This window comes from Natrinema salaciae, assembly GCF_900110865.1.
GTDB classification, from domain to species: domain Archaea; phylum Halobacteriota; class Halobacteria; order Halobacteriales; family Natrialbaceae; genus Natrinema; species Natrinema salaciae.
The window spans coordinates 1-21,252 of the sequence record NZ_FOFD01000008.1 but is presented as its reverse complement, the minus strand read 5'-3'; the positions used below and the strand labels follow the sequence as shown (position 1 = coordinate 21,252).

Here is a 21,252-nt window from a genome sequence, read left to right as displayed (position 1 = left end):
CACGCGAGCGGGACGGGGCGGCTCACGCTTCACGCGGGACGCGTCGGGGACCGGTGCAGGTCGCACTCGGTGGGGGGTCACGCCGCGGGAGATCACGTCAGCGGGAGGACCGCGCGAGGTCGCGCGCGTCGGGTATCGGTTCACTCCGTTCATCGACGGATTCCGCCGAAGAGATCAATTGGGTAACACGTATCCCGTGCAGACGGCAAACCGCAAGCGGGCGGGGCTTCAAGTGGGTGCTGTAGGACATATAGCATCCGCTGATTCTCAGTTCTGAAAACCTTATCAGTTCAGAAGAAACTCACGAACCTTTACCTATATATGGGTGCGGTCAGGTCGAAAAGACAAGCACCAACGGACGGCGGGAAGCGCGTCGGGTTGGCAGTAATTCCCCCAATCCCCAACGCGCGAGCAGTGATTTCGGATCGCGGCGCGCGGTCCGGCTCACCTCGCATCCCTTCCGACCGTTCAGTCCGGTGCTGTGGTAAACATGGACTTGAAGCAATACAGATCGTAGTTGATCGGAAGCGAATAGGAGCGCGCAGTTTCACCAGTTATCGGCGTCATTCTGATGGTCGCCATCACGGTCATCCTCGCGGCCGTCATCGCGGCGTTCGTGCTGGACATGACGCCGGGCGGCGACACCGTGCAGGCGTCGGTCGACGTTTCTGCCAGTGGAACCGACACTGTAGAGCTGTCTGTTAATGACGGTGGAAACGCGGACTACCTCGTGCTTGTGGAAGCAGGATCTGGTTCGGTTGCAAATGCTGACGGTGGTACTCCAACTGGCACAACTGAGGAGGCAAACACGGGAGCATCCTACACCGTCCACTCAGTTACTGGCAGTAATGACAACGATGATTTCCTTAGTGGTGCCGGTCAGTTCACGGACACCGATTACGAGGTTTGGGCCGTTGACACTGACCTCAGTGGCGGTGACTCGTTAGACGCTGCTGACGCATCAGTGAAGGTCGGAGAGTTCACGCTCACGTAAATAACTCTCTGACGGATTTCGGATCGCATTTCTATTTTTAGCGAAAAAGCGCAGAAGGATAGATAGAGTCAATCTACTCTCCTGTGGATGAGTCTCGGATTCGAAATCGTCCAACCAATACCCACATTTCGTCGCTAATCGGAAGACGGCATGCTTCAAGCACCTGTTGGACGGGGGATAGCAGCCGCTGATTCTCGAGTCTGAATCTTCCGTTGAACATCTAAAATACACTATGTTTTACCTATATGTACTGGCATCGGACTTGTGCTGATAGCATCAGGCAACGACGGCGAGAAAGCAGATCCGACGAGCGGGTCTACTGTCTCTCTTCGGTGGGGGGTACACGACCGCTCGAGAATTTCTCACCGCGAACGGCCGGTGTGTGAGACCAATGCTAGATGGCAAATCGATTCGGCAGAAGTTGATTGGGGCGGAAGAAGAGCGCGCAGTGTCACCCGTCATCGGTGTGATTTTGATGGTCGCGATCACCGTGATTCTCGCGGCCGTCATTGCGGCGTTCGTACTGGACATGTCGATCGGCGGTAACACGCTGAGTGCGAGCGCTGACGTCGAAGGCGACGAGAGTTCGACGATAACCGTCGAACTGACCGGTGGTGGCGATCAGGTCGACGGAGTCGCGTTCGTGAATACAGGCACCGGCGAAATCGACGCCAAGAGTTCGTCGCTCTCCAACACCGGTGCCAGCGAGGATTTCTCCACGAGTGGTAACCTTCAGTCGGGAGTTACGTACACGGTCTACGCGTATCAGGGCAGCGTGCCGACGGGGTCCGGTTCGACGATCGACAGAGCAGATGCCCGCGTGGAGATCGGCGAAGCTACGACGGCATAACTGCCGCATTCTCTCTGATTTTGGCGGACAGTGGAGGGTGAGTCGTTTCTCTCCGAGCCAATCGACATCACACGTTAGTTGTCGGGTTCTGGATTCGACAGTTTACAGCCAGCGACGGATATCTTATCGGCTGTTAGCATTAGATATAAGGTAATTCGTGAGAATGCTGCAATCGGAAGTCGGTCTCCGACCGGTTGCGAGGGGGCGCGCGTTGAAACGCCCCGGGTGCTGGAACCACCCGAGACTTGGCTTCCAATCCCGAGAAGGGAACGAAAGCCATGTTCGCGTACATCCTACCCAAATATAAACGTCCCGCACGACAGTGGAATCAACTCGAATCACCAGCCGCGGCTCCGACCATCGGCGTCGCTCGAGCCCCCGCCGGAGGCCACGATGAGTAACGACGGCGACGCGTCGCGGGCCTCGAGCGGGAGCCGCGACTCCGCGGCCGAGCGCGGCGAGCGCGGCGACCCCGACGACCTCGCCGACGGGCCGATGGACTGCCTCGAGTCCGCGCTCCCCGACTGTCCGCGGTGCGGCCGCACCGTCTGGGTCGTCTCCGCGATCGGCCCCGGCGAGGGGACCGCCTCCCCCTGCGGCTGCCCCGTCGTCCCCGGCACCCTCGAGCGCGACTAGCGCCGCGGCCTCGCGTCCTCGCCGGCCGCTCGAGCGCTCGGCTCGCCGCCGAACCCGGCGGTGAGCGATCGCGACAGTCGGCTGTCGAGTGCACCTTATCACCCTCGGACCCGCTCTCTAGTAGATGGACGACACTCCGTGCCCGGCGTGTTTGTCCGCCCCCTGTGCGGTGATCGACCGCAGGATCACCGAGCACGGGCTGCGCATCACCTTCGAGTGCGACCGTTGCGAGCACGTCTGGGACGTCGTCTTCTGAGCCGGCTCGGGACCGTCCCGAAAACAGTCCTCGGACGGGACACGGGACTCCCGTGTCGCGGCGCACCCGCGCCGACCAGCACGTCCGGTAGCGTCCGGCCGTTGGCTCCCCGTCCCCGTTCCATGGGGACGCTCGAGGTCGGGACCGAACGCTAGCGCATATACCCGAGGTCGGCGAGTCGCTCTTCCACCGCCGCCGAGGCCTGCCCGACCGCTTCGTCGTCGGTTAGGGAAACGGGTTCGAACGTATCGAAGACCTCTTGGACCCGACCGCCGTCGTCCGCCGCTACCAGGGTACTCGCTTGCGCGGTCTCGATCTCTATCGTCGCCGTCGAGTCCTGTCGCCGAACGAACTTCGTCACGACGTCCGCCGTTCCCTGCTCGTAGACGGCTCGCCACGGACCGAGGTGCGCATCGATATTCTCGCAGTCGGCGTGCTTCTCCGCCTGCCGTTCGAGGAGACGGTACGTCGAGGCGACCACGGGCTCGTCAGTAACGAAGGGATCGCCGATCCAGTTCTCGTTCATCGATGCTGTAACCGCCTCGGGGAATTCGGTGAGGCTGACCACGTCGGAGTAGCGCCGTGCCGTCTGCTGCCCGGGATACTTGACGACGAGCGGAACGTGAGTGAGCACCTCGTGGATCCCCCAGCTGTGATCGGCCATCCGAACGCCCGGTTCGACGAGGCTCCGCTCACCGAACCCCTCGCCGTGATCGCTGGTGACGACGACGAGGGTGTCGTCGAGGTCGCCTCGCTCCTCGAGCGCCTCGACGATGTACTTCACGGCCTGATCGGCCTGGAGGATTCCGCCGTCGTACAGCGCCTCGAGGGCACGCAGTTCACCCCACGGACGATCGCTGAGAAATTCCGGCGCGATCGCACCGGACAGGCTGTCGTGTAGCTCGCGCAGTCGGTCACCGCCCCATCTGTCGTACTCTTCCAGCGGATAGTAGGGATAGTGCGAATCGAAGAAGTTCAAACACGCGGCCCACGGGCCGTCGCAGTCGCTGCTCCACTCGAGAAAGGAATCTGCATACCCGAACGCGGGCTCGATCTGGCGATCGAAATCGTCGCCTTCCTTGTAATCCTGGTACAATCGATTGACGCAGTTCGCGAAGGAACGAACGGGGAAATCGTCTTCGACACAACGCCGGAGGTTCCCCGCTATACCCTCCCTGGTTGCTCGGTCGACTGGGTCGAATGCGTCCGTAAACAGTCGGTCACTCGAGGTGGATTTGTCTCCCGTGACGGACGCTGCGTCGACCGTTTCGAAGCAGTCTGCCAGATTTGATGCGTGTGTCAGTACCGTGTTCGGGGTGAATAGACCGGTTCGATGCCCGTACTCCGTCGAAAGGGAGTCCCAGATCGTGTGGCTCGGATCGATATTCGATTCGTGCTCGGTCAATCGGTGCTCTTCGACGTGGTGTCCAGTGAATATACTGACGTGACTGGCGATGCTATGGATACTCGGTGCCCGTGCTTGCTCGTACACCGTCGCAGACTCCGCAAATTCCTCCAGAAATGGCGTCGTTCTGTTGTCGTGCCCGTGAAGACTCGTGTTTCTCGCTCTGGTACTATCGAGGATTATCAGAAGAATGTTCGAGTTCATAAGTACTTATGTGAGTCGTAGTTAGAAGGAAAATTGCATATAAATACTTCTTTATTTATAAATAATCTCATATTTAGGTCCTAATATGATGTGTGTTAGAACGAATTTTTAATTGTCGATGGGGTAGAGAACACCTCATAGAATTTCTCAAATGATCCTAACGATGCTCCCGGTAACGACAGGGCGCAGTAACGCAGCAATCGCGGCGCTCACAGCCGAGGAGCGACTCGAGAATCGGCGTCGCTGACAGGTCGCGACACGTTCTCCATAAACAATTACCATAACAAACATTCATTGCAAAAACATCAAATATTTTATTATTCTGGGCGGGCTTGGGTTACGTGATGACACGGAGATTCACTCGACGGTCGATGCTGAGAGCGAGCGTCAGCGGAGTCCTCGGTGCCGGGGTCGTCGCGGGCGCGAACACTGTCTCGGCGGATTCGGGCTCCGTTACGGCGACGGGCCCGTACGGCGGACGGGTGACGGCGCGTCAACACGATCACCGCGACACGACGGGCGGGGTTCTGGAGAACATCGGTGCCATCGACGAGTCGCTCCGGATCGCCGACCTGCACACGTTCGTCTGGGACGACGGCGAACAGAACACGGCGAACCTGCGAGACGACGGGCGGAACGTCACCGTCGAGCGCGCGACCGACAGCCCCGAGGTCGTGATCGACGGGTGGGCCCAGATCGACGCGTTCGGCGGCCGATCGCTCTACGGCGGCACGTACTACGTCGGGGACGTGGAACAGCGCGCGCTGGTCGTCCGCGATCGGCCGGCGGTCCTGATCGACACCGAGATCTCCTTTTTCTGGCCCGACGAGGACATCTACGGTGACGATTACGAGACGGCGTTCGGCGACAACGAGCGGACGATCTACACGCTGTGGAATCCGGTGCTCGGCGACGGCGACAACGAGGCCTGGGTCACCGATCGCGACGGATACGACCTCGTCGTCGCCCGTGACGGCCAGTGGCACGTCGCCGTCGGCCACTGCGCGGGCGACCAGCGGACCTTCGACGGACGGCGCATCGGCCGCACCGACGGCACCGAAAAGAGCGCCTGGGAGGACGTCTACGGCGAGGACGAGAACGACCACCCGGACTGGCGCGACCGAAACGGCGACGGCTGGCTCGACAGCAACGAGTCCAACGACGGCCCGATCGACGTCGCGTTCGGCAACTACATCGGAACCGCGGACGCCGCCGGGTGGCAGGTCGCGCTCGGGTTCGGAACCACCGAAGCGGCCGCCGCGACCAACGCCGTCACGACGCTCGAGCGAGGATACGAGACGGAACGAAACCAGTACTGATCGCACCGGGACGCCGTGATTCGGGACCACGGACTCGACGATTCACGGCGGCCGCCGAAATTTTCGAAACGATAATGACGGATGATTGAGTAATAGGGCGCATGCCCTCCGATCAGCAGTTCGAGAGCAGAGAGGTCGTCGCCGGGATACTGGTCGTCTTCACGAGTATCGGATTCGTTGCCAGCGGCCAACTGAACGACGGAGGGGTCGTGCTCTCGTGGGTCTAGACCGGCGTCGGACTGTCCGTGACGTATCTGCTCTACAGAGTGGTCGGTACGCTCGAGCAACTCGCCGACGCGAACTGACCGATCCCGCTCGCGGGAGAACGACCGGTCGATCCCGTCTGAACGCGGCCGGCCTCCCGTGGAGACCACGCTTGGGCCGGTCGGGGCAGCGCTGATTCTCCACACCCCGCGACCTCATCTCCCACGGCGGGATGCTGCCTCCGTTCGCGTGCAACCCCGAACCGACGTCAGGACGTACGCCGTTGCCCGAACTGCCGATCGAATTCGATCGTTCGAGCGTGAAACTGCCAGCTATTGCTTTTTGCCTGCGAGAGTTCTGACCACTCCATGGCAACGAAAACCGCCTTCGAGTGCCCTGTGTGTCACGACGAAATCGGCTACGGCGAACAGCTCGAAGAACACCTGCTCCACGACCATCCAAAGAAGAAGCTGGCAGGATTCGTCGCCACCGAAGCGGTGGCCAGGGAAGAAGAGTACTCCTCCGAGTGAGTGTCGTCCGCGTCGTCACGCTCGAACCGCGGTCGATCCCACCGTCGGCTCGAACGCCCCTGTTCTCGATTCTCGAGCGCACGACGAACGTCCTCGTCGGTCGGTTTGGGTGGACGGACGATGGGCGTCCGACGCTCGACATCGTACAGCCGACTTTCCGGGACGAACTCGTCGCGCATCGGCCTTACCTTTAGGGCATCCGAGGGACGGTTCCGAATCTGGGTCAGCCGCGACGACGCCAGCGGCGGAGCCACGGCGCAGTCGCGCGTACGGATAGTGAGGTGGCCGACTAATCGACCGGCGACCACGGTGCGACCGTCACACCGACCACCGCCGAATAGCCTGTCGACCGTGTGGTAATATACCAAAACCGGGATTGGATTTTCGGCCGCCTCAGGGTGTTGAGACGCTAAGAGTTGAACACTTAGATAATTTCGAGTAGGATCGATGGGCGCGCGCCTCGAGGCCAGCGGTGGATATAACAGCACGCGAGGCGCGTGGGCCACGTGAACCGCTCGAAGCGAGCGAACCACTTCGGGACCGCCGTCGAGAAACGGATGGCCGAAAAGTGTCGGTTCGATCTCGAGCGGGCGAGCTGGCGCGACGCAAGATTCGGGAACGGAACACCTGTTGAGATCAAGAGCACGATGCTCGAGCACGCGGACGGCCAGCCCGGCAACTGGAAGGTCTACCGCGAGTATCACGAGAAACTCCAGCGGCACGACGGCTGGTACTGTTTCGTCGTCTACCAACCACATGGGCGCTCCGGTTGCACGATCCTCCGTGATAAGATGGTCCGCTCGAGCGATCTCCCGCTACCCCGGTGGCACGGTGGTGGCGATCACCGCGGGACCGAACAGGCGAAGATCTCGATCGACTCCATTTTCGACGCCGGATAATAGAGTGTGGGTTCTGGATCTTACCCACGATCCACTGAATCGCGAAGTATAGGTGAAACCCGCGTTCAGTACAGGAGAATGACTTACCGCCGCGTTGCAGTGGTAGCTCGAGTCCCTGTCCCCTCAGAAGGAGGACGACTCAGTCGTTCGAAGATACTCAGAGAATCGAACCAGAGCCGTCCCGAGAAGAACGACTGTGACCCCGGTCAGTGCGACCAATGCCATCGTTTCAGGGTCTCCACCGGCCATCAAAACGAAAGACGCCGCCCCGATAAGCAGCGTCACGGTGAAGAGCAGCTCTATCGCATTGGCGTTCAGTTCCTCCCACGTTGACGGAACACCGAACACGCTCTGCTGGTTGTACGCCATGGATATCATTGGGTATCCTATCCACATAAATATGTGGCTTGTTCTACAGGATCGCCTGATACGTTTGCAGTCTTACCGAGCGGCGATTTCATTCATGTGGATCTCGAATACATAGCAGAGCTAATTAGTGATGGCACCGATTTCAGTCTCGACATCGAACATGACTGCTCGAGGGTGAGATCGTCGTCGTCACCGAAGACTCGATGGAATCGGTCAGTGATGTGAGCACCGCAGTGCTTGCACGTCGAGCAGTCCACTGACGGCCACGGCGCAACCGTCACGCGGACCACCCCTGAGAAACATATACACTATCCGGAAATATACCGAAAGCGAGAATTGGATTTTCGGCCGTCTCAGGGGGTTGAGACGCTAGGAGTTGAACACTTGGATAGTTTCGAGTGGGACCGCCGAGGTCATCGATTCGCTTTTTGCGCACGTAGATCCGATCAGCCGTTCGAATCATTCTGAATCCTCCGTAAGAAATTCCCGACGGGACTGCATCCGCCGAATCGGGTCGGGGTGGTCGTAGTGCTCCCTGATCACCTCAGGGGTTGCATTCACTCTCTCCGCGACGACTTCCGGCGGCCAGCCCTCGTCACGCATGTGCGTGATCGATCCCGTCCGAATCGGGTGGGGCGATCGGCTCGAGGGACATCGCGCCTCGCGCCCATGCTTCAGGGCTTCGCAGTTCGTCGTATCACGGCCGTGCGGGCAACCACCCCACTGACAGGGCTGGGTCATGATGTAGATCTCCCGCCGGATACTCGACTTCGATACTCGCGGGCGATCTCCCTTTTCCGTCGTGAATAGCGGCCGACGGTCGTCCGGATCGACCCTCTCGACTCGGTTCACGTCGATGTAATCCTGAATGCGGTCCGCGACCTCCTGGTCGATCGCCACTGGCCGCTCGCCCTCGCGCTTGTTCTTCAGTGGCGTCGTCTCTCGGTGCCGGAAATACACGAACGGCAGTTCGACCGCCTCGAGCGCCTCCGAATCAATGTCGTCCTGATGGCGAAGTCGCTCGAGGTCGGACTCGTCGAAGAAACAATCCCCGAGGTCGAGCGCGCGAAGCCCACCGAGTCGGCAGCCAGTGTGCCACAGCAGTTCGAACATGGCTTGCCGTCGTGACGCGCGCTCGTAGCGGTGGAGTTTCTCTCGAATCGCCTCGGCGCGCTCAGCAGGTAGCAGCTCGTCGTTGACCCGATCGGCCAGTTCGACGGGTGGTACTTCGACCTTTACGGGTAGTCCCTGTTCCACAGCGTCAATCCGCTCGCAGAACTGAATGAACTGCTTGAGCGTCCCGATCTGGTTGTTCAGGGTCGATACCTTCAGTCCATCAGCTCGACGAGTCGAGTCGAATCGGAAGACATCACGGCTCGTCAAATCGTTCAGGTTGTCAATCCCTTCTTTCTCGCACCACTCGAGGAACGGCTTCAGACGGTAGCGGTAGCTCTTGAGTGTCTCGTCGGCCCGCGTGGACTGGAGGCGATCGATCCACATGTCTACCGCTTCGCGCGGTGCGATCGGCTCGAGATCGTCACTCATCGTGATCACCACCGTCCCAGTTCTCCGGGTTGCCCCAGCAGAACTCGGGGCGCTCGTCCTCAAGCTGATCGCGCTCGAAAAGGCGGTCCTGAATCCACGTCTGCAGCGCGGGGCCGGACCGATCGTGCGGTTGGTGGTCCGGCATGTGATGCTCGTCGACGCGAGCCGAGAGGTCGTCGAGGCAGGCGACCATCTCGACGAGGACCGCGTTCTGGTACCGCATCTCGGTCGCGATCGCCTCGAGAGCCGCAGTCTGCCGTTCGGCCACGTCGGCCTGGCGCTCGAGAACTTCGAGTTGCGCCTCCAGGGCGAGGAACTCGTCGCTCATCGAACCACCTCGAGCGTGTTAGTACAGTTACAGCTGCCGGTACTCTTACCGTGGTAGCGTGCTAGTTCGGGCATGGTCTCACTGTAGTGGGACCGCGGACTCACCGTGCGCGCCACTGTGTAGGACCGGGGGCGCGCACGGCTGCTGTCCGTCGGTCGGTCGTACTGTCTCTTTCCAACTGCCTTAGTCGTCGGTGCGCAATTTCCGTTTTTCCGAAAATTCAGGAATCCATGAATTAACCCTTCTCGCGGGCACTGATGTCCGGTTTGGTTATTTCCGAAACTGATTCCGAAACTACTCGAGGCGGCCGTGGGCTGTGGGCCGTGGGCCGCGCTATGCGGTCGATCGGGGGCTTTATTCCCCGTAGCGTCGTGCAAGTGCATGCTTCCGTAGTCTGGATACGGAAGCCAGGCGGGCCGGTGCCCAAACACCGGGTCCGCATTTCTCTCGAGGACCTGACCGGGTACCGGTGGGTCCGTCTGACTTCCGCTGAATCAGTTTCTATATGGAAACCACTTAGTTCTTATGTGGAAATTAATTTCCATATATGAACCAATTTCCAAATAGGGACCATAAACCCTATGATAATATGAGGCTGGGTTACGCCAAAATCGGCAATGGCAGGCCGGGAGGAAACCGTGGATGATAAGCAGATTTTGGAGTTCGTAGCAAAGTCTCCAGACCCAGTAGTAACCACAGCAGAAACAGCAGATCAATTCGGATTCTCTAACTCAGGTATTCTGAAACGATTACATCCACTTGCTGACTCTAACCTACTCGGATCGAAGGAAGCGGGACGAACGTACGTCTGGTGGATCACTGACCAAGGTTGCGCGTACCTTGATGGTGAGTTTAGTGCAAATAATCTTGAAGATTAGTTCTTGAGATGAAAACCGACTAGTGATTAGAAGTCGGGAATACATATTACTATCTGGCGGAAGTTCGTTTATGACATATGGACACGGCGAAAATAGGGTGGGGGTTTTGTTTTTTGATTCTATCCATTATCTGGTCTATTACTGCTTATTTTCTTTATATTTCATACAATACCGTAGCTCTTGTTGACTTTATCCCGGCTCTCACAAGTTTTGTGACTGCAACTGCAACCATAGTGTTAGTGACTCTAACGTATTTGTCTGTAAGCTCATCCAAAGATATGGTTCAGGAGACAAAAAAGCAACAGCGACGTGATGCGGTCATTGTATTAATTATTGATGGATTCGATAGCTTAATCGAGGAGCTTCGTGATCAGGATAGGTACACTATCGAAACAGATGGAGAATTCACACCAATACCCGAAATTTCACCAAGTTCGGTTTCATCAACTGTTCCAGAACATATAATTGTAGATATCGAATTAGAGGCAGAGACAGAGATATACGGGAAGCTGGAATCGTATGACGAAAATTGGAGAGAGTATACTCAAAAAAGGAGTTCACTTGTTAGCGACATTTCTGAAGAGATTCCGAACAAATTTTACAACGAACTACCTGATGAAGAGAGGGATGAATTTATATCTCAATTGGATGATGCAGGAGAGAAAATAGATCGAGAACAAGCTTTTGGTGGACGAAATTGGAATGATGCCTATCCAGATAACCCCGGTAAGGTTGTTGATGATTTCTCCCAAGAACTATCAAATTTAATATTGAAAGCTACACAGTCCGAACCTGATTTAGAACCTAAAATATATACTGAAGAATATCCAGAGGGATCTTATACTCAACGAGAAATCGAGATTAGCCCAGAAAATATATTTGAGAGACATTCTGAATTTCTACTTGAATTAAGATCCGACCCTCAATATGAGAGCGAGATTAATGAATTAGTGAATGTTATTGAATATAACCAAGATTTGAGGTTTGAAATCAAGAATATACTATCGTGTGCCAGAGACGATCTAATGAACAAATTCGATATACTCCACACTCATTTAGATGAGAGTGGTGAATGATCGACTTGTTATCATCGCCACTTACTTTCAATCGATGTCCGATAATGAAGTCCGATAACTGACGTATTTGCGATCGCTTGGATCGTCTCGGGATCGAATTCGCCACGGGCATCGTCGATGTTCTGCTTACTCTCTACTAAATGCGTAAGTGCAGCATCGATAACGACGGACATCGGTGGGTCATCGTACTCGTCTTCTGCGACGATCGCGCTCGCGCGGTCGAGTTTTCGCTGGCGTTCATCGGTGAGCTTCAGGCTGGTGCGTTTGGTCATGGTTTAAGCGAGGGTATGCACTGGGGGTCGATTCGCGTCGCTCGCAGGTGAGCGGCCGGTCGATGCTTTATGAATGGGAGTCGGGGGCCCAGCGTGATCACGGCGGAGACTGGCCGGATCGGCCCCGATTCTATGCACCTCACGAGCCCATCGCCCACGGCAGGGTGCATACATCGAGGTCTCCCGATACATCTGAGTGCGACCCCAAGGGGTCAGTCTCAAAGACCCGGTTTCGGTGGATTTTCTCATTCGTCGGTATCAAACTCGATGAGCTTCAGCGTCCATTCTCCTTCGCCCTCGTAGTTGACATGAGCATGATAGTCCCCATCGAGTTGCCCGTCCTTGTCGAGTACCTCCTCGAGGACGAGATCGTCTTTCGGGATGGTCACACCAGTCGACCCGCCACCGACTTCCTGCAGTTTTCGAATCGCCATATCCGGCGGGCAACTCGTTACCTATTATACTTAATGACTACCCAAATAGCTGAAATATTAGACGGGTGGGGTTGACGATCGGCCGTATGGCACTTAGCCTGCCACAAAACGCTGTGCCGAACGCGGTACGGCGTGAAGACGGAATTGACTTGATCGACAGCGTGCTCGCTCCGCTGTTCGTACTCGCGACGTTCTCCGTCGCCGCGGTTGGTACGTTCAGTCTGAACGAGCCGTTCAACACGGGTTTTGCCGGCGTCTTGTACTCATCGCACGGCACCGAGATTACCTACGGCTTCGTCGTCTCGATCGTCACGGTCGTCACGGCCTGGGTCACGAACGGTCAGACGACCATCGAGGACTACACCGACATGGAAACGGTCGTCCTGCTGCTGATGTTCATCCTGAACATCCTCTCGGCGCTCGTGCCGGCCGTCGCCGTCACCCTCGAGTCGACGTGGCCGCTGGGCTGGTTCATGGTCTTTCTCAACGGAGCCGGCTTCTACCTCATCGCCTACAAGTAGGTGGTTCGGGATATGAACGACCACTCGTCGACGGTGAAACGAATCGGCTTTGTGCTACTGCTCGCCGCGGTGGTGACCGCGGGACTCGCAGGAATCGGTGGCGCACAGACTGGCGAGTACACCACGAACGAGACGGTTAAGCTCACCAACGACACCGAGCCGATCACCGTCTCGGTTGACTGGAACGAATCGATCACCGACCCCGCGAATACCTCCGCGGCGGTCGTGTTCTACAACGAGACCGAGTACGCGGCAGACCCCGCGAACGCCACGATCGCCTTCGAGGGCGTCATCCCGTCCGATCCGGGCAACACGACCGAGGCCGAGTTCAACCAAACGGACTCTGGTCTAGAGCTGGGCAACGAGTACCGAGTGACCGTCACCGGACCCGCGACGGTCGACACCGCGTCGATCGAAGACAGTTCTGGGTTCCTCGGCGGCGTGGTCGGCGGCGGCGGGCTCGAAGGCAACGGGATGCTCGTCGGCCTCGGCGTGATCGGTCTCGCGGTGATCGGGACGGCTGTGTACACGATGCGGGACTAACGAGGTGAAACCATGAATTTGGGAATTTCTGACAGGATGGACGCTGAGTTGTACAGGGACGCGGCGATCGCTGCGGGGGTGCTCTAATGACCCAAAGCCCACAGCCCACCGAGTTGGACGCGGCCGGCTCGAGCATGACTCGGCGCGGGCTGTTCAAGCGCGCGGCGATTGCGGGCGGGACGATGGTCGCGGCCCCGGTGGCCGTTGACCGAATCGTCCCCCGTTACTCGCCGATCGGCCGCGCGGCTGCGTTTCCTCACCTTTTGGTGGGTGTCGCTGCGCTGGCTGCTGCAAGCTACATCGCAGGTCGCTACCACGGGTCGGACATCGAGGGCGTGCAAGACCCGCTTGCGTTTGAGGATCATTTACGGATCTACAACGAGGCGCAAGAGATCTACGAGGTTAGCGACCCCGAACTGCTGGCATCGCTCAAACGCGATGCTCGGAATCTGCAGGATGCCGTCCGGGAGACGGCTATTATGACGATGTACGAGTCTGTCGCAACTGGTGCGAGCCGTTCGGAGGCTCGAGTTGCTGCAGAGGATGCTATCGGTGAAAGGTTCGCTGTGCCCCAGGAGTCGATCGCGACCCGTGTTAATTCCATCTCAGAGGGAATTATCCAGTCTGCGATCGATCTTGGAGTGCTCTACACCCGGAACCCGTACACCGGTCAAACCCACAGCAACCCCGAAAACCATGGCGACCTGCAGGAGCAGCAGGAGGAGTTGCATGACGGCAGAACAGTGCCCGTCATGTATAAGGACCAGACCGGTGGGACCACCGATAACGAAATCGAGTGGAACGTGTTCAACACTCCCGGCACCAGCAACTATGAGGGCTCGTCGTACGACTTCGTCGTCGTCGGGATCGAGGAGCCTGACCCTGCTGATTACGACGGTGTCAACGCCGACGACTACGATCTTGATCACGTGGATGGTCGGCAGCCGATCGCGAACGCTGATGAGTACGCTGACGTGCTCGCTGAGATTGGGGACGGCTACAATGGTGTGATGAACGAGATCGATGCCCTGCTCGATACCCATTATGACGGTATCTCGGCGGGCGATCTGTCTGTGGCTGAGATGCTGTCTACCGATGCGATGTTGGACGTGGTTGCTGAGGCTGAGTCGTGGCAAGAGGCGGCGCTGTACTTCCGAGCGTTGGGTCTCTCTGAGGCAGTTGAGCCTGGCCGTGTTTCGTTCGACGTGTCGGAGGTTGAGACTCCCGACGGCGGCGGCAACGAGACCGACGGAAACACGACCGATAACAACAGCACTGACAACGCCACGGACCTGCCTGATGACGGTGTGGTGACCGTCGACGGGAAGCTCGCATGGTCGATCTCCGATGAGGTTCAGGGCAACGAGCTTCCTGTCGGGTCTCAGATCTTCCCTGACAGCTACCCCGGAGATTTCTACATGGCTTTGGAGTACGAGGACTCGGACGGCAATATGGTCGGTGAGGTCGTTCACTTGACAACGCCGTTCACGATTGAGGGAACTAACGGAGGTGGCAACGTGCTTCCGTTCGAAGCTCGGGACGTCGTCACTAGCGATACGGATCCCTCAGATGCGCAGGAGATTTTCCGCGAGAATCGAGAGAGTGAGAAACAGGCTCGGGAACAGACGATCGAGGTGGTTATTGAGGAGAGCGGAAATAACGGCCCTGGCCCGCTGTTACCCGACGGATTCGGACTCGAGGGCGGCGGTCAGTGGCTCGGACTCAGTATCATCGGTGTCGTCGTGCTTGCCGTCGTCGGCATCGTGACGGACGCTATTCCGGGGATGGGGAACTGACCATGCGCCGGTTTTTCATTGTTGCCACGGTTGCAGCAGTGGCGCTCGCGATGGGCATGGGCATGGGCGTTGGGCCAGTCGCCGCGCAAGACGGTAACGTCACCAACGAGACGGTCGCACAGGCCCCGGACGACTCGGTGCAGACGATCGACAACCAGACGAGAGTTATCGACTGGAGTTACGCACCCGGCCGATTCTCCCTCGAGATCGAGGCCGACAAACCGACCACGATCTCGCTCACCGAGGCGGGGGCCTTCGACGAGGGAACGACGAGCTTCAACTACGCCGAACGTGAGCTCGACCGGGGCACCCAGACGGTCACTTTCGTCGTCGCCGATCGCGACGGTGCCGCCGTCGCGATCTCCACACGGAAGTCCCTCGAGCAGGGCACCGGCGCGATCGTCTCGACCGGCGTGACCGAGTCGAACCCGTTCCGTCACTTCGGCGGTGAAACGGGGCTGTTCTCCGGCGTTGCCATGACCGTCAGTTGTGCAGCACTCGGAGCTTGGTACGTCGTTCGCTCCGAAGAAACCGGGGTGGTCGAGGCATGAGCGACACAAGCGGCACGTTCGCGAACTGGAAGGACCGCGTCACCTACGTCGTCGCCGAAGCACAGCTTCTCGTCTTCGCCGTACTGTTCTCGGTCGGCGTCGCGATCCTCTGGATTCGGCCGTCGGTCCCCGGCATCCCGCCGATCGTCTTCGGTTGGTTCGCAGCGGCGATCCTCCTGGGGCCGCCGCTGATCGCGATCTTCGTCACCGGCGCTCGGAAGCTCCGAAACCGACGAATGGAGACCGTATACCACATCAACGGCGTCGACGACACCCGCCGAAAGCTCTACGTCGCACCCGAAGTCTGGAAAGAGAAGACCGTCGAAGGTCCCTCGCCGTATCACTGCAACGACGGTGATGCCTTCGAAGTCCGCGAGTTCACCTACCACGAAGACACCGACCAGCTCGTCGTCCGCGGCTGCTACTTCAGCCAACTCGCTGACTCGAAACTCATCACGATCAAAGCCATGCTCGAGGACGTTCACGGCGACCTAGTCGACGCCTTTCTCGAGTACAATCGACTCCGAGGTAGGATCTCGAAGATGGGTCTCGAAATCCAGCGCGACGTGGTCAACGAGGAGGCAGAGGCCGACGAACGCGGGATGATGAATCCGCGCACGGCCGTGAAGGAACGCTTCGATGCGGCCAAGCAAAACGCCGAAGATAGTGACATCGACGAGATCAAGGACATCACACAGTACGTCGACGATTACACCGAGGACCACGGCCCGCGCACACCCGTAACAGCGGACGAATCAGCGCCAGAACAGCCAGCGCCAACCGACGGAGGAACTGCCCGATGAGCGACGAACAGGACAACTACACGGTCGGCGGTTTTCGAGAGTACCAGGACGACAACCTCGGACGCGATCCCGACGAAGTGCTCCCACACTCGGGATTCGTCCGCGACGAACAGATCGACCGACAGATGACCGTCCGCGCGCTCCACCACGATCCCGACCGCTGGGAAGGAAAGGCAGCAGCGACGTACATGGACGTCCAGAAGAACCGTGACATCCTCCGTGGCGAGGGGAGCCACACCGCCCGTGACGCCCTCGAGAACGGGGACACGCTGACGCTGAAACACTATATCGGCGACCCGAGCCAACAGGCCGATCTCTCCGGAATCAAGGCGATCACCCGCCTGCAGGAGATCGTCGCCGGTCCCGCACCAGTGATCGTCGTGCTGGGAGAAATGGGTGCTGGCAAAACGAACCTCGCGTGCCTCCTCCTCCAACTGCGCGATCGGTGGGTCGACGGCGATCTCCTCGTCGGCTCGAATATTCGTACCCTCCCGCGAAACGACGACTGGGTCCGCGACAACGGTGACGTTGAGGACGGCTGGATTCCTAACTATCCCCTCCTCGAAGAGTGGGTTGGCCAGGACGGCGACCCGGTCGAGAACGCGCAGCGACCGAAGGCGTTCGTCGGTGACGAGTTCTCGACGAACGCCTCGGGAACCGGCGAGGACGGCCAGAAAGTCCGGAAACTGATGGGGCCGCTCGTGTTCAAGATCCGCAAGTACAACGGGATGCTGATCTATATCGGTCACGACGAGTCGTCGATCCATCCGATGCTCTGGCGGGTCGGAACGATCATCAAAAAGCCCGATCGCAACGACAAGGGGAAGGCGATCGTCGCCGAGCGGATCTCCGGCGGGAAGCTCCAAGATGTGGACCCGCGGCCGTTCACCGGCATTCCGCCCGCGGACTTCGAGCCACACACCAACGACGAGGCCGACTGGTCCTGGTCCGCTCCCTCGAGCAAGGACGACGGTCCGGCAATCGCCGAAGACGAGGTGAAACGGGTCGCCGCCTGGACGATGGAAGTCTGCCGAGAACAGGGGATGTCCGCGCGCGAAACCGCCGAATTCGTCCCCTACAGTCACGCTACCGTCTCGAATTGGTGGAACGATATCGACGAAGGAGGCGAAAAGCGCGACTGGGTTGACACCGTCGAGCGGGTGATTGCATGACTGCGTCGGGGTGGAAAGCTGTAAAGCGTAACCGACCCCCCTTTAGGATAGGTACAGCCCACAGCCCACCGCGCTCGCTCCCGACCGGGAGCGAAGCGAGCGATGGGCACGCTGCTCGAGGCCAGCGGAGGAGTATATATAACAGCGCTCGACGCGCGTGGTCCGCGTGAACCGCTCGAAGCGGGCGAACCATTTCGGGACAGCCGTCGAGAAACGGATGGCTGAGAAACGTCGGTTCGATCTCGAGCGAGCCAGTTGGCACGATGCGCGATTCGGGAATGGAACACCTGTCGAGATCAAGAGCACGATGCACGAACACGCGGACGGTCAGCCCGGTAACTGGAAGGTTTACAGGGAGTATCACGAGAAACTCCGGCGTCGCGACGGCTGGTATTGCTTCGTCGTCTACCGGCCGCACGGGCGCTCCGGGTGCACGATTCTCCGCGATAAGATGGTCCGCTTGAGTGATCTCCCGTTACTCCGGTGGCACGGTGGTGGCGATCACCGCGGAACCAAACAGGCGAAGATTTCGATCGACTCGATTTTCTAATCAAGATAACAGAAACCCACTGCATCAATGAGTACAGGTAATACAGATATCGGGGTGAGACTCGGTTCTCTGAAGGCTGTCGAGATCGACTTGCTGAATACAGCGTTTGTGTCTATCATTCTGGATGTGATTTGTCTCAGTAAATGTCGGAAGTTCTCTCCACGATTGGAATAGCGACAATACGGAGTTGCGCCAATACAGAACAAACGCGGGGATTCATATCGTCCGAATAGAATGTTCTGAGAGATGGCGGATTCTAACCGATTAGTCGATTTAATATTTGAGAAAGAGCAACCGGAGTCCGTTGATTTCGAGATAGCGTTCACAGCCTTAATCGCAACAGCTACTCTTACTTCTATAAGTTCAGAAACAGAACACTCCTTGATAATTACCCTCTTCGCTCTCTCTTTGCTTGTTTTAACTCTCGTTCGTAGAATGGGGGTTATTGGAAAATTCGCCGAAGAAGAGACAATCCTAAGCGGTACTCTACGACTGATTGAGTTATTAACAATCGTATGCGTTCTTCAGATTAGCACCACAGTTCTTAGTGCAGTCGGGGATTGGGCGACAGGAACCATCATGGTTTCCTCCGTACTGATAGTGATGGTCTTGCTCATCGTAGTGTTACAGGAACTCATTTTTAGAGACTATCGAATCTGGTGGGGTTCGGCGTTTTTCACGAAAGGATTGGCCGTTCAGAACGGAAAGGAAGAGACCGATAATCCGTTACATGGTCTGTTACTATCCAGACTCGCAACTTTTCACTTTGAACTCGCATACTTTATTTTGAAGGAACCAGGCGTCATTCCTGAAAAGGACATCGAGAAGTGGAACACACTTCATGATTTTGTAAAGGAAATGGACAAGGATGAACGGTCTCACCCAAGTATGGCTCGGATGTTTTTCGGAAGCGGAATTATACTCGCTGTGGGATACAGTACGGTGAGCTTGATATTGTCGTTTACTGGATTCCCTATAGTAGGTGGTCTATTGTTACTGGCCGCGATTATGGCCGTTCGGCACCTTATTGGGTTCTGGTATCTAGCATATGGGTCTCAATCGCTCAGTCGGTTCCTCCAAGGAAACACACACCATCTTGCAACAATGGGTGTTTATGGAAGTATCAGTTATTGGCTGTTCTTCTATGTACCATAGCGACGGAGAGACTTTTTCAATGTCGCCGGACTCATAGAAATGTGATACGGAGAAATGCTCGTACCGATGGAGATACTTCAGATAGTGAATATAGTCCTTTCAGGTGTTATTGCGGTGGTTCCCATTTTATATCCAAGACATTCGTTTTACCGGAAAAGAGCAGAAGTGGGAATTGAAGAGTTGAAATCTCTGTCTGAAGACGATGACGACTTAGATGATGAAATGCAAGCAGGTGTTCTTCATCCAGGTGATCGAGGATTTCGAGAGCTTGAGAAAGCGATACAAGCCAATACTTCAGTTGATCGTGACTTAGTAGAAATAGCTCTAATTAGTGATGATTCAAATAGTTCAGGTATTGGGTTCGGTCCCGGAGGAGCCAGCCGTACAGACCAAACTGCTCTACTCGTGGTGGATGTCAATGGAAACACCCATAAGCTCCTCCAAAACCGTTTTGAAGTGGAACGTGTTCTTGAGTTAGAAGACGTAGAGCAGTGGGTCAAAACTACTGCTCAAGGACGTAGCCATCGTTGGACAGTATTCCTAGTATTAGTTTGGGCATCAATATCTATTAACATATGATATGGCTTCGAAATGTGAGAAGGAGTAGATGCCCAGACCCTTGTTTCGTGTGCTTCAACTGGAGATCTGCGTGCGGAGGCAGGGTGGGGCGCTGTAATTTTTGGCGCTGTCACCTTGGGAACACTCTCTACTCGAGCTGACGAATTGCATCACTTACTGCTAGTCCGTGTTGATCTGCGATCTCGGCCGCGAGATTCAATGCTCGGTCTTCTCTCTCGGTTCCTTTATGCTCCCTAGCAAGGAGTGATAGTGCGTAAACGATCAGTAGGTCATCTTGTGGGTGTCGCATCTGCACATGGTTGGCCGCGGCTTCACTGATAAACCCTTGTAGGCATATTCGACAATCACGGTTAACGAGGTCCCCCTCAATCCTACAAGTAGGGTAGCACCGCTATTACGTCTGATATCGCCCCGCTCAATTTTTCGCCAGCGCGGCGCGCGCTCTGCGCGCCGCGCAATTACCCTGCCCCCTTAGGGGCACCTACCGTAGGGGTACCCGGCAACCCCGATACCCGCGCCAACCGCTGAAACGGCCAAATTTTCGCGTATTCAGCGCTACCTCGCCGGTTCTCTTGTCCCCTCGAGTCGGCGAAACTGGCCCAAATCTCGCCGACTGTCGTCGTTAACACCTTGGTGTAAGTGGTATTCCGTTCGAAAAGGGGCTGTCCTGATCGGGAATGTAATTCTCACTGGTAGGAAGCCAAGAAACGAAGGAAAGAACGCGCGTGCTGCAGCTATTCGGCGACGCAAACCGGACCGACGACGGCCTACTGCAGCGGTGGCGGCAGCTCGTCGACGCGGACTCTCACATCGCGATCGTCGATCCGCCCGCGATCGCGGAGCGAGGCAAGGTCATGGATCGACGCGCTCAGTCGCTCGAGGTACTCGAAGCCGATCTCGGTCTCGGTGTGCGTGCTCTCGTCGGGTTCCTCGTCGTCCGTGTCCGTCTGCCGGTCGTTGGTCTCCTGCTGTTCCTCACGGCGCTCACGGCGTCCGTCAGCCCGTTCGTCCATGTCTTCCGGCGTATCCTCCGGGCGGACTTCGCGGAGGATCTCGCGGGCTCGCTCGAGGACGACGCGGGAGACGAAGAACACCATCACGGGGTTGCCCTCGCGAGAGACAACGCCAGTTTCGGCGAGTCGGCGAACGTGGTACCGCACCGTCGATCTCGCGAGCCCCGTCCGCTCGACGAGGGTATCGTAGTTCGCTCCATCGTGTTCTGCGATCACCCGGAGGATGTCGTAGACGGCCGTGGTCGACTCCTTCAGCGCCTCCCGATAGATGTCCGTCGCGAGATCCTCGTACCGCTGCCGGAGCATGTTACGGCGGCCTGTCGGCCGCTCGAACTCCCACGGCGCGGACTCCGGCCCATCGAAGAAGTCG

Annotated in this window: 25 protein-coding genes and 1 pseudogene; 18 read left to right on the top strand and 8 right to left on the bottom strand. The window is 57.6% G+C overall.

Annotated elements, in window-relative coordinates; genetic code table 11:
* The first annotated feature begins 571 nt into the window (after window positions 1–571).
* From BMX07_RS21465 to BMX07_RS25520, 4 genes are all read left to right on the top strand, one after another.
* Window positions 572–994: a type IV pilin domain-containing protein gene (locus tag BMX07_RS21465; protein ID WP_245742188.1), complete on the top strand. Its 423-nt coding sequence runs from the start codon at window positions 572–574 to the stop codon at window positions 992–994.
* Between the two features lie 475 nt (window positions 995–1,469).
* The gene (locus tag BMX07_RS21460) at window positions 1,470–1,844 is read left to right on the top strand and encodes a type IV pilin N-terminal domain-containing protein (protein ID WP_245742187.1); all 375 of its coding nucleotides are present in this window, start codon (window positions 1,470–1,472) and stop codon (window positions 1,842–1,844) included.
* Between the two features lie 393 nt (window positions 1,845–2,237).
* On the top strand, window positions 2,238–2,480 hold the full coding sequence (locus BMX07_RS21455; protein ID WP_090622220.1) for a hypothetical protein: 243 nt from the start codon (window positions 2,238–2,240) through the stop codon (window positions 2,478–2,480).
* A 124-nt stretch (window positions 2,481–2,604) separates the two neighbouring features.
* Window positions 2,605–2,736, top strand: a complete 132-nt coding sequence (locus BMX07_RS25520; RefSeq protein WP_281246990.1) for a hypothetical protein — start codon at window positions 2,605–2,607, stop codon at window positions 2,734–2,736.
* Between the two features lie 151 nt (window positions 2,737–2,887).
* Here the strand turns inward: BMX07_RS25520 and BMX07_RS21450 are convergent, their stop codons facing one another.
* A complete protein-coding gene (locus BMX07_RS21450) occupies window positions 2,888–4,345 on the bottom strand; it encodes a sulfatase-like hydrolase/transferase (RefSeq protein ID WP_090622216.1) in 1,458 nt (485 codons plus the stop codon).
* Window positions 4,346–4,689: 344 nt separating this feature from the next.
* Here BMX07_RS21450 and BMX07_RS21445 point away from each other — a divergent pair, with 344 nt between their 5' ends.
* The 4 genes from BMX07_RS21445 to BMX07_RS21430 all read left to right on the top strand — a co-directional run bounded on the left by BMX07_RS21445 (window position 4,690) and on the right by BMX07_RS21430 (window position 7,297).
* Complete coding sequence (locus tag BMX07_RS21445) at window positions 4,690–5,664, top strand: hypothetical protein (protein ID WP_090622213.1); 975 nt, start codon at window positions 4,690–4,692, stop codon at window positions 5,662–5,664.
* 101 nt (window positions 5,665–5,765) lie between these two features.
* Entirely contained in the window at window positions 5,766–5,891 is a 126-nt protein-coding gene (locus BMX07_RS25515; protein ID WP_281246989.1) for a hypothetical protein, read from the top strand.
* Window positions 5,892–6,236: 345 nt separating this feature from the next.
* Entirely contained in the window at window positions 6,237–6,398 is a 162-nt protein-coding gene (locus BMX07_RS24765; protein WP_175480239.1) for a hypothetical protein, read from the top strand.
* A 506-nt stretch (window positions 6,399–6,904) separates the two neighbouring features.
* Entirely contained in the window at window positions 6,905–7,297 is a 393-nt protein-coding gene (locus tag BMX07_RS21430; RefSeq protein WP_090622862.1) for a PD-(D/E)XK family putative nuclease, read from the top strand.
* A gap of 123 nt (window positions 7,298–7,420) precedes the next feature.
* On the opposite strand, the gene BMX07_RS21425 is transcribed toward BMX07_RS21430, so the two are convergent.
* The 4 genes and pseudogenes from BMX07_RS21425 to BMX07_RS21410 all read right to left on the bottom strand — a co-directional run bounded on the left by BMX07_RS21425 (window position 7,421) and on the right by BMX07_RS21410 (window position 9,539).
* The gene (locus tag BMX07_RS21425) at window positions 7,421–7,666 is read right to left on the bottom strand and encodes a hypothetical protein (protein WP_090622857.1); all 246 of its coding nucleotides are present in this window, start codon (window positions 7,664–7,666) and stop codon (window positions 7,421–7,423) included.
* Between the two features lie 179 nt (window positions 7,667–7,845).
* A pseudogene (locus BMX07_RS25815) lies at window positions 7,846–7,956 on the bottom strand (DUF7563 family protein); the annotation flags it as partial.
* A 169-nt stretch (window positions 7,957–8,125) separates the two neighbouring features.
* Entirely contained in the window at window positions 8,126–9,211 is a 1,086-nt protein-coding gene (locus tag BMX07_RS21415) for a tyrosine-type recombinase/integrase (RefSeq protein ID WP_090622200.1), read from the bottom strand.
* Window positions 9,204–9,539 (bottom strand): hypothetical protein, encoded by a 336-nt coding sequence (locus BMX07_RS21410; protein ID WP_090622196.1) that lies wholly within the window; start codon window positions 9,537–9,539, stop codon window positions 9,204–9,206. The genes BMX07_RS21415 and BMX07_RS21410 overlap by 8 nt, the downstream gene beginning before the upstream one ends.
* Before the next feature lie 955 nt (window positions 9,540–10,494).
* Between BMX07_RS21410 and BMX07_RS24005 the strand changes: the two genes are divergently transcribed.
* A complete protein-coding gene (locus tag BMX07_RS24005) occupies window positions 10,495–11,493 on the top strand; it encodes a hypothetical protein (RefSeq protein WP_139210986.1) in 999 nt (332 codons plus the stop codon).
* A gap of 11 nt (window positions 11,494–11,504) precedes the next feature.
* Here BMX07_RS24005 and BMX07_RS21400 read toward each other — a convergent pair whose 3' ends face one another.
* The gene (locus BMX07_RS21400) at window positions 11,505–11,765 is read right to left on the bottom strand and encodes a DUF7386 family protein (RefSeq protein ID WP_090622187.1); all 261 of its coding nucleotides are present in this window, start codon (window positions 11,763–11,765) and stop codon (window positions 11,505–11,507) included.
* Window positions 11,766–12,010: 245 nt separating this feature from the next.
* Window positions 12,011–12,199, bottom strand: a complete 189-nt coding sequence (locus BMX07_RS21395) for a DUF8053 family protein (protein ID WP_090622185.1) — start codon at window positions 12,197–12,199, stop codon at window positions 12,011–12,013.
* 86 nt (window positions 12,200–12,285) lie between these two features.
* On the opposite strand from BMX07_RS21395, the gene BMX07_RS21390 reads away from it, so the two are divergent.
* From BMX07_RS21390 to BMX07_RS24000, 9 genes are all read left to right on the top strand, one after another.
* Window positions 12,286–12,720, top strand: a complete 435-nt coding sequence (locus BMX07_RS21390) for a DUF8023 family protein (protein ID WP_090622182.1) — start codon at window positions 12,286–12,288, stop codon at window positions 12,718–12,720.
* Between the two features lie 12 nt (window positions 12,721–12,732).
* Window positions 12,733–13,263: a hypothetical protein gene (locus BMX07_RS21385; protein WP_090622853.1), complete on the top strand. Its 531-nt coding sequence runs from the start codon at window positions 12,733–12,735 to the stop codon at window positions 13,261–13,263.
* A gap of 86 nt (window positions 13,264–13,349) precedes the next feature.
* Window positions 13,350–15,059 (top strand): Env/VP5 family phage fusion protein, encoded by a 1,710-nt coding sequence (locus BMX07_RS21380; RefSeq protein WP_090622181.1) that lies wholly within the window; start codon window positions 13,350–13,352, stop codon window positions 15,057–15,059.
* A gap of 2 nt (window positions 15,060–15,061) precedes the next feature.
* The gene (locus tag BMX07_RS21375) at window positions 15,062–15,610 is read left to right on the top strand and encodes a DUF8063 family protein (RefSeq protein ID WP_090622178.1); all 549 of its coding nucleotides are present in this window, start codon (window positions 15,062–15,064) and stop codon (window positions 15,608–15,610) included.
* On the top strand, window positions 15,607–16,413 hold the full coding sequence (locus BMX07_RS21370) for a hypothetical protein (protein ID WP_090622176.1): 807 nt from the start codon (window positions 15,607–15,609) through the stop codon (window positions 16,411–16,413). The genes BMX07_RS21375 and BMX07_RS21370 overlap by 4 nt, the downstream gene beginning before the upstream one ends.
* A complete protein-coding gene (locus tag BMX07_RS21365; protein ID WP_090622173.1) occupies window positions 16,410–17,585 on the top strand; it encodes a hypothetical protein in 1,176 nt (391 codons plus the stop codon). The genes BMX07_RS21370 and BMX07_RS21365 overlap by 4 nt, the downstream gene beginning before the upstream one ends.
* A 166-nt stretch (window positions 17,586–17,751) precedes the next feature.
* Window positions 17,752–18,135 carry a PD-(D/E)XK family putative nuclease gene (locus BMX07_RS25340; RefSeq protein ID WP_090622847.1) on the top strand — a complete coding sequence of 128 codons (384 nt, stop codon included), beginning with the start codon at window positions 17,752–17,754 and terminating at the stop codon, window positions 18,133–18,135.
* Window positions 18,136–18,381: 246 nt separating this feature from the next.
* Window positions 18,382–19,290 carry a hypothetical protein gene (locus BMX07_RS21355; protein ID WP_139210985.1) on the top strand — a complete coding sequence of 303 codons (909 nt, stop codon included), beginning with the start codon at window positions 18,382–18,384 and terminating at the stop codon, window positions 19,288–19,290.
* A 66-nt stretch (window positions 19,291–19,356) separates the two neighbouring features.
* Window positions 19,357–19,869: a hypothetical protein gene (locus BMX07_RS24000; RefSeq protein WP_139210984.1), complete on the top strand. Its 513-nt coding sequence runs from the start codon at window positions 19,357–19,359 to the stop codon at window positions 19,867–19,869.
* Window positions 19,870–20,636: 767 nt separating this feature from the next.
* Here the strand turns inward: BMX07_RS24000 and BMX07_RS21350 are convergent.
* The coding region (locus BMX07_RS21350; protein ID WP_139210983.1) for a winged helix-turn-helix domain-containing protein at window positions 20,637–21,252 on the bottom strand (616 nt) is incomplete at its 5' end.

Coding starts and splice junctions, on each gene's coding strand:
- BMX07_RS21465 (WP_245742188.1), top strand. CDS start 572: ATGGTCGCCATCACGGTCATCCTCGCGGCCGTCATCGCGGCGTTCGTG.
- BMX07_RS21460 (WP_245742187.1), top strand. CDS start 1,470: ATGGTCGCGATCACCGTGATTCTCGCGGCCGTCATTGCGGCGTTCGTA.
- BMX07_RS21455 (WP_090622220.1), top strand. CDS start 2,238: ATGAGTAACGACGGCGACGCGTCGCGGGCCTCGAGCGGGAGCCGCGAC.
- BMX07_RS25520 (WP_281246990.1), top strand. CDS start 2,605: ATGGACGACACTCCGTGCCCGGCGTGTTTGTCCGCCCCCTGTGCGGTG.
- BMX07_RS21450 (WP_090622216.1), bottom strand. CDS start 4,345: ATGAACTCGAACATTCTTCTGATAATCCTCGATAGTACCAGAGCGAGA.
- BMX07_RS21445 (WP_090622213.1), top strand. CDS start 4,690: ATGACACGGAGATTCACTCGACGGTCGATGCTGAGAGCGAGCGTCAGC.
- BMX07_RS25515 (WP_281246989.1), top strand. CDS start 5,766: ATGCCCTCCGATCAGCAGTTCGAGAGCAGAGAGGTCGTCGCCGGGATA.
- BMX07_RS24765 (WP_175480239.1), top strand. CDS start 6,237: ATGGCAACGAAAACCGCCTTCGAGTGCCCTGTGTGTCACGACGAAATC.
- BMX07_RS21425 (WP_090622857.1), bottom strand. CDS start 7,666: ATGGCGTACAACCAGCAGAGCGTGTTCGGTGTTCCGTCAACGTGGGAG.
- BMX07_RS21415 (WP_090622200.1), bottom strand. CDS start 9,211: ATGAGTGACGATCTCGAGCCGATCGCACCGCGCGAAGCGGTAGACATG.
- BMX07_RS21410 (WP_090622196.1), bottom strand. CDS start 9,539: ATGAGCGACGAGTTCCTCGCCCTGGAGGCGCAACTCGAAGTTCTCGAG.
- BMX07_RS24005 (WP_139210986.1), top strand. CDS start 10,495: ATGGACACGGCGAAAATAGGGTGGGGGTTTTGTTTTTTGATTCTATCC.
- BMX07_RS21400 (WP_090622187.1), bottom strand. CDS start 11,765: ATGACCAAACGCACCAGCCTGAAGCTCACCGATGAACGCCAGCGAAAA.
- BMX07_RS21395 (WP_090622185.1), bottom strand. CDS start 12,199: ATGGCGATTCGAAAACTGCAGGAAGTCGGTGGCGGGTCGACTGGTGTG.
- BMX07_RS21390 (WP_090622182.1), top strand. CDS start 12,286: ATGGCACTTAGCCTGCCACAAAACGCTGTGCCGAACGCGGTACGGCGT.
- BMX07_RS21385 (WP_090622853.1), top strand. CDS start 12,733: ATGAACGACCACTCGTCGACGGTGAAACGAATCGGCTTTGTGCTACTG.
- BMX07_RS21380 (WP_090622181.1), top strand. CDS start 13,350: ATGACCCAAAGCCCACAGCCCACCGAGTTGGACGCGGCCGGCTCGAGC.
- BMX07_RS21375 (WP_090622178.1), top strand. CDS start 15,062: ATGCGCCGGTTTTTCATTGTTGCCACGGTTGCAGCAGTGGCGCTCGCG.
- BMX07_RS21370 (WP_090622176.1), top strand. CDS start 15,607: ATGAGCGACACAAGCGGCACGTTCGCGAACTGGAAGGACCGCGTCACC.
- BMX07_RS21365 (WP_090622173.1), top strand. CDS start 16,410: ATGAGCGACGAACAGGACAACTACACGGTCGGCGGTTTTCGAGAGTAC.
- BMX07_RS21355 (WP_139210985.1), top strand. CDS start 18,382: ATGGCGGATTCTAACCGATTAGTCGATTTAATATTTGAGAAAGAGCAA.
- BMX07_RS24000 (WP_139210984.1), top strand. CDS start 19,357: ATGGAGATACTTCAGATAGTGAATATAGTCCTTTCAGGTGTTATTGCG.